The sequence below is a fragment of the Fructobacillus sp. ChS1-6f1-1-27 genome (assembly GCF_059579415.1).
The window spans coordinates 206,665-220,182 of sequence record NZ_JCAOER010000001.1; the positions used below are offsets into that span (position 1 = coordinate 206,665).

Consider the following 13,518-nt stretch of genomic DNA (forward strand, 5'->3'; position numbering starts at 1 on the left):
GGGTGCTTTTTTTTATTTTTCGGTGTAATAGACAAATGAGGGGGATGACGCTGAGAGGCGTTTCTAACAGATATGGCAAAAGCAACTTATCAACGGCCCAAAGGAACGGCCGATTTATTTGAAGAAAGAATGACGGAATGGCAACGGGTCGAAGACCAAGCCCGGAAAGTCTTTGCTACTTATGGCTATGGTGAAATTCGGACACCGATGTTTGAAGCTTTTGATGTCTACGCTCGGTCTGCAGGGGATACCTCTGATGTCGTGACCAAAGAAATGTATGACTTTAACGACAAAGGTGACCGGCACATGGCCTTGCGTCCGGAAGGAACGGCCGGGGTTGTCCGGGCCTTTGTTGAAAACAAGCTTTTTGGTCCTGAACACGAAAACCCTTATAAGATTTTTTACATGGGCCCAATGTTCCGTTATGAACGCCCACAGGCGGGACGGTTCCGTCAGTTCCACCAAATTGGGGTGGAAGCCTTTGGGTCACTAGCCCCAAGTTTGGATGCCGAAGTGATTACGATGGTCGTGAAGTTTTTGGCCTCACTTGGTCTAAAGGACTTAAAGGTTGCCTTGAATACCTTAGGGGACCAAGATTCCCGTAAGCAATACCGGGATGCCTTGGTAGCCTACTTGCAACCCCACTTTGACGAATTGTCAAAGGATTCAAAGGCTCGTTTGGAAAAGAACCCCTTGCGAATTTTGGATTCGAAAGATGAAAATGACCAAAAGATTGTGGCCGATGCCCCTAAGATTTTTGACTATTTGTCAGCTGAATCAAAGGACCACTTTGACCAGGTAAAGTCTTACTTGGATGATTTGGGAATTGACTACGAAATCGATCAAACGATGGTCCGTGGTTTAGATTACTACAACAACACCATCTTTGAAGTCATGACGACTGATCCTAACTTGAAGGGGGCTGCTACCATTGCTGGTGGTGGTCGCTACTCTGGTTTGGTCGAAGAATTTGGTGGGCCAGAAACGCCAGGGATTGGCTTTGGCTTGGGAGTTGAACGGTTGTTATCACTCCTAGAGGCACAGGGCCAAGCAAAGCTAGTACCAAAGCCGTTGGACTTTTACTTGGTTCACATTGGAAAAGCTAACCAAAAGAAGACGCTCGAAGTGGCAACTAAGTTGCGAGACCTTGGCTACTCAGCTGACTTAGACTTTGCTAGCCGGTCAGTGAAGGCCCAGTTTAAGGCCGCTAACCGCCGTCAGGCCCAGTTTGTCATGACCTTTGGTGATGAAGAAGTCAAAAGTAACCAAGTTCAGGTTAAAGATATGCAGTCTGGTCAACAGGCTGAGTTAAAGTTAGACCAAATTAGTACTGATTTACCAGGCGTTATGGCAGAGCTAGCCCAGGGAGAGGAAGAATAAGATGAAACGAACAACCTATGCAGGATTAGTAGACGAACAATACATCGGCCAAAAAGTGACCTTGGCTGGTTGGGTACAAAAGCGCCGGAACTTTGGTGACCTGGTCTTCGTTGACTTGCGGGACCGGGAAGGGATTGTCCAGTTGACTTTTTCAGCTGATAATCAAGAAGCCTTAGCCGTTGCCCAAGAAGTTCGCAACGAATACGTCCTTTCAATTGAAGGGGAAGTCGTTACCCGAGCTGATGGTCAAAAAAATGACAAGATTAAGTCTGGTGGGATTGAAGTCAAGGTGACTAAGGCGGAAATCTTAGCTGAAGCTAAGACACCGGTCTTTGATATTGAAGACGGGGTCAATGCTGGGGAAGAATTGAAGCTCCAGTACCGGTACTTGGACTTGCGCCGGCCAGAAATGCAAAAGAACTTGAAGGTCCGTTCAAAAATTATGGCATCAGCCACTCACTTTATGGACCAAAATGACTTTATTAACATTGAAACCCCTTATTTGGCCAAGTCAACGCCAGAAGGAGCCCGCGATTACTTGGTGCCATCCCGGGTTTACCCAGGTTCATTCTATGCCTTGCCACAATCACCGCAATTGTTTAAGCAATTGTTGATGGGGGCTGGTTATGACCGTTACTTCCAAATTGCCCGCTGCTTCCGTGATGAAGACTTGCGTGGGGACCGTCAGCCCGAATTTACCCAACTAGATATGGAAACTTCTTTCATGTCCGCGGCTGAAATCCAAGAATTGGTTGGTAACTGGGTCAAGCAGATTATGAAAGACGTTGTTGATTATGACTTGGATGCCAATCAAATTGACCGGTTGACTTGGCAGGAATCAATGGACCGTTTTGGAACTGATAAGCCTGACTTGCGGATTGCTTATGAAATTAAGGACTTGTCAGCTGCTGTGGCTGGTTCTGACTTTGGTGTCTTCGCCAATGCCGTTAAGGATGGTGGGGTCGTCAAGGCCTTGGCTGTTCCTGGTGGGGCGGACCACTATTCTCGTAAGGATATTGATAAGCTTGGTCAGTACATCGAACGTTTTGGGGCCAAGGGCTTGGCCTGGATGAAGGTTGGTGCTGACGGCTTAACTGGTCCAATCGCTAAGTTCTTTGACGAAGCGGCTCAGGCTGACTTGACTGAAAAGACTGGTGCTAAGGAAGGCGACCTCTTGCTCTTTGGCGCTGGTCGGACAGACGTTGTAGCCGCTTCATTGGATTACTTGCGCCGTCAAACGGCCGAAGACTTGGACTTGGTGGACCAAGATAAACCATGGCGGTTTGCTTGGATCGTTGACTGGCCACTCTTCGAATATTCAGAAGACTTTGACCGCTGGATTGCTGCTCACCATCCATTTACGATGCCAAATGAAGAAGACTTGCACTACCTTGATGAAGGTGAAGACCCCCACAAGGCCCACGCTCAGTCTTATGACTTGGTTTTGAACGGTTACGAACTTGGTTCTGGCTCAATCCGTATCCACCGGACTGACATCCAAGAAAAGATGCTCAAGGCTCTTGGCTTTACCAAGGAATCAGCTGAAGAGGCCTTTGGTTTCTTGCTGGAAGGAATGGAATACGGTTTCCCACCAATGGGTGGAATTGCTCTTGGATTGGACCGCTTGGCAATGCTCTTGACTGGCCAAGACAACATCCGTGAAGTGATTGCCTTCCCGAAGAACTCGAAGGCGACAGAACCAATGACAGAAGCACCAACCCGGGTTGCCGACCAACAGTTAGGCGAACTTGGCTTGGTTGTTCCTGAAAATGACACAAAAATGTAAAAACCAAACAAAATTAGGTGAAATACTTGGTATTTCGCCTTTTTTTCTGTTTTTTATTTAAAAAAACGGGTAAAAAGGTAGAATTTAACTTTAATTTTACCCAAAACTTGTTAAAATATATTGTATCGAGTGACGGGTTCGTCACTAAGCTAAGGGCCAGGCTTCCAGTTGGTCAAAAGGGCTAGGGACTAAAGCGGCAGTGCTGCTCAAGTTAACCTAGCAAAAATCAATGATACGCAAAATTGGGAAAAATCTAGATCACTTCTACTTTCATCAGTTTATGGGTGCCGCCTTTTATGGGATTATGCTGGCACTGGCAATGAATTACTTCTGGCTACCAGGTCACGTTTACTCGTCTGGCTTCACTGGTTTGGCGCAGTTGCTAAACAGTATCACGGGCGGCAAGGTCAACGTTGGTTTGGCGATCGCCTTAGTTAACCTGCCATTGTTGGTTTTGGCCTGGCTGAATTTGTCAAAGCGTTTTGCTATTTTTACCGCGCTGGCCGTTATCTTGTCATCAGCCTTCGTCCCAATCTTTGCGACGAAGACAGTTTTGACGCCAGACCCCTTGATTAACGCTATTTTTGGTGGGGCCATCAACGGAATGGCGGTTGGAACCGCCTTGCGGTCTGGCCTTGGGACTGGTGGTTTAGATATTATTGGGATGACCATTAAGCAAAAGTTCCATACCAAAGTCGGCTCGGTTAACCTCGCCTTTAACGCCGTTATCATGGTGGGGGCGGGACTGACCTATGGTTGGCAGTATGCTTTGTACTCAATTATTGGAGTGGTGGTTTCTTCTCACTTTATCGATGTCTTTTATACCCACCAACAGCAAATTCAAGAGATGATTGTGACCGATGAGCCAGAAAAAATGGTCGATCACATTCAAAACAAGATGCGCCGTGGTGTCACGATTATCGATTCTGCCCGGGGTGGTTATACTGGTAAGGACCGGTCGATTTTACTAACCGTTGTCACCCAGCATGAACTGCCAGATTTGCGGAAAGCAATCAAGGAAGTTGACCCCCATGCCTTTTATTCCGAATCGAAGGTGGAACACACTGGTGGTCACTTCTATGAACCGGAACCATAAATAAACTTTTCATTGACTTAGGACCTGGTCCTAAGTCTTTTTTGATTCTAAATTAGTTAAGGATTCCTCTAAAAGAACCCCTTTCATTACAGTTTGATTGCAGTATAATGGAATTGAAATAAAGTATGAGAGGAGAGTATTATGACAACTGACGCGAAAAATTGGGACCCGAAGAAGCTTGCCAACCGCTTTTGGATACTGGCTGTTTCCTTGGTGATCACAACGGGGACGGCGATTTCGCCAGCTTTGCCTGCCATGCAGGAAAGTTTTTCGTCTTATCCAAGTACCTTGGTGAATATGACTGCCACCATCCAGCAGATTCCAGCCTTTATTGTTTTGCTGTTTTCCAGCCAAATTGCGAACCGCTTTGGCATTAAGAAAGTGGTTGCGAATGGGATTTTAACAATGGGGATTGCAGGCTTGCTGCCAGCTGTGCTGAATAACTTGTGGTTGATTTTGGCTAGTCGGGTAATTTTTGGAATTGGGATTGGTTTGATTAATTCCTTGGCGATTACTTTAATTAACCTCTACTATAGCGGGGCTGACTTGTCACAGATGCTTGGCAACCGGACCGCCTTTGAACCAATAGGGGTTTCGATTGTTAACTTATTGGCAGGGTTCTTGCTGGCCTTTAGTTGGCATGCTTCCTTCTTAGCCTATGGGTTAATCTTAGTTGTCTTTTTTGGTTTCTGGTGGAAGGTGCCAGAGTATGACCAGGAGGATACTAGTGATGGCCAGGCTAAAAAGAAGGGAAAACTCTCTTGGTTGATGGTTTATACGGCCTTGTTCTGTGGGTCTTTGACAATGGGGATGGCGATTGTCAATGTGATGACTCCCGACATTGTGGTTGATAAGGGCCTTGGAACCGCCAGCGTGGCCAGTGTGATTATTACGATTTATACTTTTGCTGGGATGTTTATGGGCTTCTTATTTGGAACCTTCTTTAAACTTTTCAAGAAGTATATTTTACTGGTCGGCTTGGCCTGCATGGTTCTTGGCGCTTTGATGATGAACTATGCTAATAACCTGGTTGTTCTAACGATTGCGGTAGTCGTAATTGGAATGTCTTACCCAATGGCTGGAACCTACATCTTTAACTATGTTGATGACAATACGGCTAAAGAAAGTGTCGGCTTGGCAAATTCAGTCTTACTAATCGGCTGTAATGTCGGAACGGCTCTGATGCCATTAGCAATGTCATTGATGGATGAGTTTTCACCACTTAAGGGTGAAAATCCGGGGATTGGAATGTACGGGCTCTTGATTGCCTTGATGGCGGTTCTGATTGCCCTTTGGACCATTATTCGGGTAGTAACCCCTAAGAGGGGTTAAAGGGACAGACCTTGTCAAAAAAATGTTGACGAGGGCTTGAAAATTTGAGATAATTATAAGGTTCTTAATGCATATCGTGATAACGAAAAAAAGTGCGAGAAAGGAGGGGATCGAACATGGCAAAGGTCATTGTACGTAAGAATGAATCTTTGGATGATGCATTGCGCCGTTTCAAGCGTGGTGTTTCAAAGGACGGTACTCTCCAAGAATACCGGAAGCGCGAATTCTACGTGAAGCCTTCAGTTGAACGTAAGTTGAAGTCTGAAGCTGCTCGTAAGCGCAACAAGAAAAAGAAGAACCGTTAATTCGGCCAAAAAACGTCACTTTGGTGGCGTTTTTTATTTGGTGCCGTGGTAGACTATAAATAGTAGAATTCCACGTTTAAAAGGAGAATAAGATGACGCTATTAGAACAAGCCCAACAAGATATGAAAACAGCCATGAAGGCCAAGGACAAGGAAAAGCTTGCCGTTGTCCGTCAGATTAAGTCTGCTGTGATGAACGAACAAATCAACTTGGGCCATGATTTGACTCCTGAAGAAGAATTGACGGTCTTGTCACGCGAAGTTAAGCAACGCAAGGATTCATTGGCTGAATTTAAGGCTGGTGACCGGGCTGACTTGGCAGATGCTACTCAAAAGGAATTGGACATCTTGGCTGCTTACTTACCTGCCCAATTGTCTGAAGACGAAATCAAGGAAATTGTCCAAAAAGCAATTGCACAAACTGGTGCCACTAGCCCAGCTGATATGGGAAAGGTCATGGGAATTGTGACTGGTCAAACCAAGGGCCGTGCTGACGGTAAGGTGGTTGCTGACCAAGTTAAGCAAGCCTTGGCTAAGTAAGAATTTTGGAGTAGCTTTCAGGCTGCTCAATACATAGATAATGGTCATTTTGGCCAAATGAAGAAAAAGATAGGATTATTTTATGAACACAAACCTGGGAGAAGTCATCAAAGCTAAGGTGACCGATGAAAACGACCAATACTTTTTTGCCCAAGTTGACGGGGTCACTTATGAAATTGCAAAGGACGAATTAGAGAAGCCTTTGCGAATTGGTGGCTTGGTGACTGGCTTTGCTTACCAAAACGAAGACCACCGCTTGCAAATCACGAAGACGGTGCCAGCGGTGCAAAAAGACCAGTATGCTTGGGGCACAGTCGTTAATTCTCGGTCTGACCTCGGTGTCTTTGTTAATATTGGCTTAGCCAATAAGGACTTGGTCGTGTCATTAGATGACTTGCCAACGATTAAAGCCTTGTGGCCCAAAAATGGTGACCGCTTGCTTTTGTCAATCAAGCAAGATAGTAAAGACCGGTTGTGGGGAAAAATTGCCCAACAAGACGTGGTCCAGTCGGTTTCACGCCGGGCCCGGATGGGTGGTAATGGTTTGAAGCAGGGAGCCGAAGTGAAAGCCACTGTTTACCGCAATAAGATGGCGGGAACCCTAGTTTTGACGGATGATTACTGCCTTGGCTTTATTCACCCATCACAACGGGAAGTTGAACCTCGTCTGGGTGAAGTGGTCAGTGGCCGAGTCTTAGGCGTTAATGACCGTGGGATTGTCAACTTGTCATTGAAACCATTGGCTTACAAGTTAATGGATGAGGATGCGAAGTTCTTGTTGATTCAATTGCAACGCAAGGCCGACCATTTCCTTCCGTTTAATGATAAGTCAGACCCAGAAGCGATTAAAAAGCAGTTTGGCTTTTCAAAGTCACAGTTTAAGCGGGCCTTGGGTCGGTTGTATAAGGACCGTTTGATTACCCAAGTTGAGGGTGGCATCCAGTTGACCGAGGCCGGACAAGGAGCATAAGCTGATGTTACCTGACGTGATGGAAGACTATTTAAATTACGTCCAAGTTGACCGGGGTTTATCCCAAAATACGTTAACCGCGTACCGGCGGGACCTAGTGATTTTTTGCCAGTTTTTAGGTGAACAGCAAAAGACCTGGCAAGAAGTTGACCACCAGGTTGTCTTGACCTTTTTAAACGACTTACGGAAAAAAGGGCGGGCAAATACTTCGGTTGCCCGGATGGTGACGACTTTACGGAAGTGTTTTTCTTATTTGAAAAAGGAAAACCTAGTCGACCACGACCCAATGTTAAACGTTAAACCACCCAAGAAAGCTGAACATTTGCCAGCCGTCTTGTCGGTTGAAGAAGTGGATAAGTTGTTGGATACGCCTAAGTTAGACACGCCTTTAGGCATGCGAACCCGGGCAATGCTTGAAATGATGTATGCCACCGGGCTTAGAGTTTCTGAAGTGGTAAACTTGAAGTTAGAAGACTTACACCTTGATTTAGGGCTAATCCAGACCCTTGGAAAAGGGGATAAAGAACGGATTATCCCAATTGGTGAAGTTGCCGTTGACTGGGTTGGGGCTTACTTACGGGAAGCCAGGCCAGCCTTGGTCAAAGACCAGGCAACTAAGAACCTCTTTGTTAATGACCATGGTCGGGCGTTGACCCGGCAGGGGGTCTGGGGCTTAATCAAGCACCTGGTGGCCGAGGCAGGTATTCAAAAAGACGTTTCGCCACACACCTTGCGGCATTCATTTGCCACCCATATCTTAGAAAATGGGGCGGACTTACGGATTGTTCAGGAGTTACTAGGGCACGCCGATATTTCCACGACCCAGATTTATACCCATATTTCGAGAAAGCGGTTAAGCGAAGTTTATGATGACTTCCACCCAAGAGCTTAGGTGAAAAGGAGGACTGCATGTTAATTCCAGTTCGAAATGATGATGAAAAAATTGTGATGGGCCTCTTTTCCTTGGTACCAGAGCTAAAAGATATTGACCACTTGCAACAGGTACAAGAACAGTACGAGCAAAAGGACTTCGACCTGTTGTTTTGGTCGCCTGACCAGGATGATTCGATTAATGGACTGGTCGGTTTCCAGCACTACCAAAAAAACGTTTTGATTATCCGCCATTTGATTTTGACACCGGGAGCTCCGAAAAAGGCGACCCATGCTCAAATCTTATCGGAACTGCAAGAACGGTACCCAGATGCTAGCATCATGGGCACGCTTGAAACTCAGAGCGTGGTTGATAAGTGGCGGAAGCACTACTAAAGTTGTGAAAATTTCAGTATAAGTGAGTGAAGAACAATCGCAGAATCCAGTTTAACAATTAAAATTACTGACTTTGAAGGCCCACTGGACCTTCTTTTGCATTTGATTAAGAAACATGAAATGGATATTTTTCAGCTGCCGATTGCAGAAGTAACCAAGCAGTACCTGTCTTTTATCCATGACCAGCAGGCGATGCAATTGGATGTCGCGGCCGAATACTTAGTAATGGCTGCCAAATTAATCCACTTGAAATCTACGGATTTGCTGCCAAAGCCACCGGTTGAAGACGACTTGGACGATGACCAAGAAGACCTGGACCCCAAAGAAGAATTGATTGCTCGTTTGTTAGTTTACCAACGCTTTCAACAAGCGGCTGGCTTCTTCGATGACCGGCAAGAATCGGGCCTCCAGTCCTTTGTCCGGCCGGCAATTGAAGAAGAAAAGCCAAGTAAGGACCAGCCACTGGCGCTGGCACCAGGGTTAACGTTGATTGACTTACAATTAGCTTTTGACGGTGTCTTGGCCAGAAAGCGGGACTTAGCACCTAAGACCCGTCAGGTCGAGTCCGATTCTTACACGATTGGTGACGGAATTGCGGCCATTCGTTCGACAATGCAACGAATTCCAAGGCACGAGTCGGTTCCTTTTACGGCCTTATTCGAGGGAGTGCACCGACCAGACCAGTTGGTGATGACCTTCTTAGGCTTGCTTGAATTAACCAAGGATGGCGAAGTTACCCTATGGCAGGCCGACCTTTCGGATGAAATTTTGATTAAAGCGGTGGATGATGAAAGAACAGATGAAACAAATTGAGGCTTTGCTCTTCGTAGCTGGTGAAGATGGGCTAACGGCGGCCGAATTAGCTAAGGTAACTGGTTTTGATAAGGGGGCAGTCCCTGGCCTAGTCGATAAGTTAGCGGCTGATTTAATTGAAAAAGATTCTCCTTTGACTATCCGGTCCTCAGACGGTCGGTATGTGATTGTGACCAAGCCGGAATTTGGCAAACTGGTTTCAGCTTACTTTGACTTGCCAGTTAATACCAAGTTAACCCAGCCACAGTTAGAAACATTGGTGATTGTGGCCTACCAGCAGCCAATTACCCGAGTGGAAATTGATCAAATCCGTGGTGTTCGGTCAGCCGGAACGATTCAGAAGTTGCTCTTGCACCAATTGATTGAATCGGTTGGTCGAAAAGAAGAAATCGGTCGGCCAATTTTATATGGGACAACGCCAGACTTCTTGGACTACTTTGGCTTAAAGTCCTTGGAAGATTTGCCGGAATTACCAGATATTGACGATTTGACCTTAAACGAAGAAAGTCAGCAAGAAGTGGCTTTGTTTGACCAAATCGATGACCAAGGGGACACGGAAACCAAGGCTGGTGAAGCCGTGGTTGAAGACTTAGACCAAGCAACTGTCCAATCAGCTACAAAGATGAAAAACAGCCAGTCTGCTGGCCAGGTAGTGACCGAAGAAACAGAGGAGAATGACCATGAGTGATGACAAGCAACGGTTGCAAAAAGTGATTGCCCAGGCCGGGATTGCCTCTCGTCGGGCGGCTGAAAAAATTATTGAAGAAGGTCGGGTAGAAGTCAACGGTCAAGTTGTTAGTGAACTTGGGACTAAGGTCGACCGCCATGATGAAGTCAAAGTCGACGGGGTTCCGCTTGACGGCCAGGAAAAGCATGTCTACTACTTGTTGAACAAGCCCCGTGGGGTGGTGACGACTAGTTCTGATGACAAGGGGCGGCGAACGGTGGTTGATCTGTTTGACGATGTTGATAAGCGGATTTACCCAGTTGGTCGGTTGGACTATGACACAACGGGAGTCTTGTTAATGACCAACGATGGGGACTTAGCCAACCAGTTGATGCACCCCAAGGGTCGGGTTGATAAGGTTTATACTGCTAAGGTCAAAGGTCTTGCTACTTTAGACCAGTTAGCCCCGCTTAAACGCGGGGTGGTTTTAAAGGGGCAAAAGACCGCACCGGCCAAGGTTGCAATTGAAAAGGTTGATAAGGATAAGAAAGTTTCCTTTATCAACGTGACGATTCACGAAGGGCGGAACCACCAGGTCAAGGATATGTTGGCCAAGGTCGGTTACCCGGTTGAAAAGCTCCGGCGCGACCGGTATGCCTTCTTGGACTTAGTCGGCTTGCAACCAGGGGATTACCGAGAATTGAAGCATGACGAAGTCAAGCGGTTGAAAGCTGGAGATTACCGGTTCTTACGCCGTAAGTAAAATGATTGAAAATTAATTAGAATGGTTGGCGTTGGGCCGACCATTTTTATTTTAAATTAAGCTTGCTTGCTAGAAAAGCAGACCCGTGCTATACTAACTTTTGTTGTAATAGAATAATAACTTCGGGGTCGGGTGAAAGTCCCAACCGGCGGTGAAGCAGCTTTAGCTGATAAGCCCGCGACCTACCTTTGGTAGCTGATTTGGTTAGAATCCAAAGCCGACCGTAAAGTCGGGTATAAAGAAGTTTTAAAGACAGTCTTTTTTGCTGGCCTTTATTTTACCCCGGGGTGAAGTAGGGCCTTTTTTTAGGCCCAAAGGAGTAGAAAATGACACAAAATACTACCAAAAAGCTCACCCTGGTCGCCGTTTTAGGGGCAATTGCCTTTGCCCTCACGATTTTTCCGCAAGTGGCGATCATTCCTGGTGCATCTTTTTTGAAGCTCGATTTCTCAATCGTACCAGCCTTTTTGGCCTTATATTGGCTTGGACTGAGTTCTAGTATCTGGGTCTTGTTATTGCGAACAGTGTTGAAGTTAATCTTGTTCAATGAAGGGGCCAATACTTATATTGGCTTACCTGTTAACTTGGTGGTCGGCTTAGCCTTTATCTTAGTGGTTTACGCCTTTGAAAGGGCTGAATCGGCTTGGCCAAAGTGGCTCTGGCAGATTGTGACCGCAGCGGTTGCCTCATTTGCCGTGACCATCGTAGCTTATTTAGCCAATGTGCTGTGGGCCATTCCTTTGTATGCGAAGTTTGCTAACTTTGATATTGCTAAGTTTATTGGTTTGAAAGCCTACTTGTGGGGGATGGTTGTTCCATTCAATATCGTGGAAGGCCTGATTTGGTTCTTTGTCTCGTTGATTATCGTTGGAATTTTGTCACCTTTTAAGAAAAGCTTTCGGTCTTAAGAAAAGGTTATCAATTTCAATTCTTGGTTCGTGTTAGACTTGTCCATAGAATTAATTGGAGGTCTTAAAACATGAATGACCAAGCAGTCCCAACATTGTCACGGCGGCAACGTAACCAACAGCCAGCTAATGACCAAAAGAAACAACCTAAGCAAGAAAAGCACCAAAGTCATGGTGGCTTAGTGGCCATCTTAGTTTTGGTGTCACTATTTTTGCTCGCCTCAGCACCAGTTTATGGTATGCTAAAAAACGGTGGCAGCAGCCAAGAGACAAGTACGACTTCTTCAAAGTCAAGCTCATCTAAGTCTGCTGCATCCAGCTCAAGCTCATCTGCAGCGGCTACTAGCCAAAGTAGTGACGATAGTGCTAGCTCATCTTCTGAAACAGCCGCTCAGTCGAGTGCTGCTCAAAGTAGCGATGACCAAGCTGCCTCTCAGGCAGCTTCAAATAGTACAGCCGTCTTGGGTACGAGCCAAACTTTGTACAACTTTGCCGTAACTCACAATACTAGTCCAGCCAACATTATTGCTTTGAACCCAGGTTTGACAACGTCAAACTACTCACAGTATGCTGGTCAGTCATTGCGGATTAAATAACTGATAGGAACTAAGAATTACTATGACAAACCCCGCCCATTTTCAAGTTGCCATTGATGGACCAGCCTCTGCTGGCAAATCAACGATTGCCAAGATTTTAGCAAAGGACTTGAAGTATGTTTACGTTGATACCGGTGCGATGTACCGGGCGATTACGTTAGCTGCTAAAAAGGCGGGGCTTTCTTATAGTGATGAAGACCAAATTGTAGCTTTGCTGCCAAGTATCAAGATTGACTTTGAACCAGGTGAACCGGTCCAAAAGGTCTTGTTGAATGGTGAAGAGGTGACAGAAGCGATTCGGTCAACTGAGATTACTAACAACGTTTCCTTAGTATCTTCATACCAAGCCGTCCGTGAAGACTTAGTTAACCGGCAGCGCCATTTGACTGATAACGCACCCGTCATTATGGATGGTCGTGATATTGGAACGACTGTCTTGCCAAATGCCCAGGTTAAGATTTTTCTAATTGCCTCTGTTGATGAACGGGCAGAACGACGGTATAAAGAAAACGTGGCAAAGGGGATGGAAGTCAACTTAGAAACGTTAAAGCAAGAAATTGAAGCCCGCGATTATAAAGATTCACACCGGGAAATTTCACCATTGACCAAGGCAGCTGATGCCATTACGGTTGATACAACCGGCCATGGAATTGAACAAGTTGTCGCCATGATTAAAGAAATTATTGAAAACCACCGTTAATGATATGAACCCCGAAATTTGGACAACCAAATTTCGAGGTTTTTATTATGTCCAAATTATCAAAAGAAGACAAAGTTAATATGTATTATCTTTGGAAAAACCAGCATTATAGTTCAAATAGAATTGCTAAGATATATAAAGTTTATCCTGGAAATGTTCGATACTTAATTTCTTTAATCGACAAGCATGGCTTATCGATTCTAGACCATTCTTACCAATCATATTCTGATGAGTTTAAACTCGAAGCTATTCGAAAAGCTTTAACTGCTAAACAGTCAATCAATTCGATTTCTCTGGAATATGGCTTACCTAGTCGTGGGATGGTATCCAATTGGCTTCGTTCTTACCGTGAAAACGGGTATACTATCGTTACCAAGAAAAAAGGACGGAAACCCAA

Annotated in this window: 15 protein-coding genes, 1 pseudogene and 1 riboswitch; all 16 genes and pseudogenes read left to right on the plus strand. The window is 45.6% G+C overall.

Features of this window, described 5'->3' with window-relative positions; genetic code table 11:
- The first annotated feature begins 72 nt into the window (after positions 1 to 72).
- Positions 73 to 1,380: a histidine--tRNA ligase gene (gene hisS / locus AC5162_RS00910; protein WP_496533387.1), complete on the plus strand. Its 1,308-nt coding sequence runs from the start codon at positions 73 to 75 to the stop codon at positions 1,378 to 1,380.
- A gap of 1 nt (position 1,381) precedes the next feature.
- Positions 1,382 to 3,166: an aspartate--tRNA ligase gene (gene aspS, locus AC5162_RS00915; RefSeq protein ID WP_496533388.1), complete on the plus strand. Its 1,785-nt coding sequence runs from the start codon at positions 1,382 to 1,384 to the stop codon at positions 3,164 to 3,166.
- A 229-nt stretch (positions 3,167 to 3,395) separates the two neighbouring features.
- The gene (locus tag AC5162_RS00920) at positions 3,396 to 4,262 is read left to right on the plus strand and encodes a YitT family protein (protein WP_496533389.1); all 867 of its coding nucleotides are present in this window, start codon (positions 3,396 to 3,398) and stop codon (positions 4,260 to 4,262) included.
- Between the two features lie 141 nt (positions 4,263 to 4,403).
- The gene (locus tag AC5162_RS00925) at positions 4,404 to 5,594 is read left to right on the plus strand and encodes an MFS transporter (RefSeq protein WP_496533390.1); all 1,191 of its coding nucleotides are present in this window, start codon (positions 4,404 to 4,406) and stop codon (positions 5,592 to 5,594) included.
- Positions 5,595 to 5,710: 116 nt separating this feature from the next.
- Positions 5,711 to 5,899, plus strand: coding sequence for a 30S ribosomal protein S21 (gene rpsU / locus AC5162_RS00930; protein WP_047974532.1), 189 nt, complete (start codon positions 5,711 to 5,713; stop codon positions 5,897 to 5,899).
- Between the two features lie 92 nt (positions 5,900 to 5,991).
- Positions 5,992 to 6,438, plus strand: a complete 447-nt coding sequence (locus tag AC5162_RS00935) for a GatB/YqeY domain-containing protein (protein ID WP_496533391.1) — start codon at positions 5,992 to 5,994, stop codon at positions 6,436 to 6,438.
- A gap of 82 nt (positions 6,439 to 6,520) precedes the next feature.
- On the plus strand, positions 6,521 to 7,408 hold the full coding sequence (locus tag AC5162_RS00940; protein ID WP_496533392.1) for a CvfB family protein: 888 nt from the start codon (positions 6,521 to 6,523) through the stop codon (positions 7,406 to 7,408).
- A 4-nt stretch (positions 7,409 to 7,412) separates the two neighbouring features.
- The gene (gene xerD / locus AC5162_RS00945) at positions 7,413 to 8,300 is read left to right on the plus strand and encodes a site-specific tyrosine recombinase XerD (protein ID WP_496533393.1); all 888 of its coding nucleotides are present in this window, start codon (positions 7,413 to 7,415) and stop codon (positions 8,298 to 8,300) included.
- A 17-nt stretch (positions 8,301 to 8,317) separates the two neighbouring features.
- Positions 8,318 to 8,674 carry a hypothetical protein gene (locus tag AC5162_RS00950; RefSeq protein WP_496533394.1) on the plus strand — a complete coding sequence of 119 codons (357 nt, stop codon included), beginning with the start codon at positions 8,318 to 8,320 and terminating at the stop codon, positions 8,672 to 8,674.
- 63 nt (positions 8,675 to 8,737) lie between these two features.
- The gene (locus AC5162_RS00955; protein WP_496533402.1) at positions 8,738 to 9,487 is read left to right on the plus strand and encodes a segregation and condensation protein A; all 750 of its coding nucleotides are present in this window, start codon (positions 8,738 to 8,740) and stop codon (positions 9,485 to 9,487) included.
- Positions 9,462 to 10,040 (plus strand): annotated as a pseudogene (gene scpB, locus AC5162_RS00960) (SMC-Scp complex subunit ScpB); the annotation flags it as partial. The gene AC5162_RS00955 and the pseudogene scpB, both read left to right, overlap by 26 nt.
- A 127-nt stretch (positions 10,041 to 10,167) precedes the next feature.
- The gene (locus AC5162_RS00965) at positions 10,168 to 10,917 is read left to right on the plus strand and encodes a pseudouridine synthase (protein WP_496533395.1); all 750 of its coding nucleotides are present in this window, start codon (positions 10,168 to 10,170) and stop codon (positions 10,915 to 10,917) included.
- Between the two features lie 114 nt (positions 10,918 to 11,031).
- Positions 11,032 to 11,167: riboswitch (FMN riboswitch) on the plus strand.
- Between the two features lie 76 nt (positions 11,168 to 11,243).
- Positions 11,244 to 11,825, plus strand: coding sequence for an ECF transporter S component (locus tag AC5162_RS00970; RefSeq protein ID WP_496533396.1), 582 nt, complete (start codon positions 11,244 to 11,246; stop codon positions 11,823 to 11,825).
- A 71-nt stretch (positions 11,826 to 11,896) separates the two neighbouring features.
- A complete protein-coding gene (locus tag AC5162_RS00975) occupies positions 11,897 to 12,421 on the plus strand; it encodes a peptidoglycan-binding protein LysM (RefSeq protein ID WP_496533397.1) in 525 nt (174 codons plus the stop codon).
- Between the two features lie 22 nt (positions 12,422 to 12,443).
- Entirely contained in the window at positions 12,444 to 13,121 is a 678-nt protein-coding gene (gene cmk / locus AC5162_RS00980; RefSeq protein ID WP_496533398.1) for a (d)CMP kinase, read from the plus strand.
- Between the two features lie 47 nt (positions 13,122 to 13,168).
- A partial coding sequence (locus AC5162_RS00985) for a transposase (protein WP_496533399.1) occupies positions 13,169 to 13,518 on the plus strand: 350 nt, incomplete at its 3' end.

Coding starts and splice junctions, on each gene's coding strand:
- hisS (WP_496533387.1), top strand. CDS start 73: ATGGCAAAAGCAACTTATCAACGGCCCAAAGGAACGGCCGATTTATTT.
- aspS (WP_496533388.1), top strand. CDS start 1,382: ATGAAACGAACAACCTATGCAGGATTAGTAGACGAACAATACATCGGC.
- AC5162_RS00975 (WP_496533397.1), top strand. CDS start 11,897: ATGAATGACCAAGCAGTCCCAACATTGTCACGGCGGCAACGTAACCAA.
- AC5162_RS00965 (WP_496533395.1), top strand. CDS start 10,168: ATGAGTGATGACAAGCAACGGTTGCAAAAAGTGATTGCCCAGGCCGGG.
- AC5162_RS00970 (WP_496533396.1), top strand. CDS start 11,244: ATGACACAAAATACTACCAAAAAGCTCACCCTGGTCGCCGTTTTAGGG.
- AC5162_RS00940 (WP_496533392.1), top strand. CDS start 6,521: ATGAACACAAACCTGGGAGAAGTCATCAAAGCTAAGGTGACCGATGAA.
- AC5162_RS00920 (WP_496533389.1), top strand. CDS start 3,396: ATGATACGCAAAATTGGGAAAAATCTAGATCACTTCTACTTTCATCAG.
- AC5162_RS00935 (WP_496533391.1), top strand. CDS start 5,992: ATGACGCTATTAGAACAAGCCCAACAAGATATGAAAACAGCCATGAAG.
- xerD (WP_496533393.1), top strand. CDS start 7,413: ATGTTACCTGACGTGATGGAAGACTATTTAAATTACGTCCAAGTTGAC.
- cmk (WP_496533398.1), top strand. CDS start 12,444: ATGACAAACCCCGCCCATTTTCAAGTTGCCATTGATGGACCAGCCTCT.
- rpsU (WP_047974532.1), top strand. CDS start 5,711: ATGGCAAAGGTCATTGTACGTAAGAATGAATCTTTGGATGATGCATTG.
- AC5162_RS00950 (WP_496533394.1), top strand. CDS start 8,318: ATGTTAATTCCAGTTCGAAATGATGATGAAAAAATTGTGATGGGCCTC.
- AC5162_RS00925 (WP_496533390.1), top strand. CDS start 4,404: ATGACAACTGACGCGAAAAATTGGGACCCGAAGAAGCTTGCCAACCGC.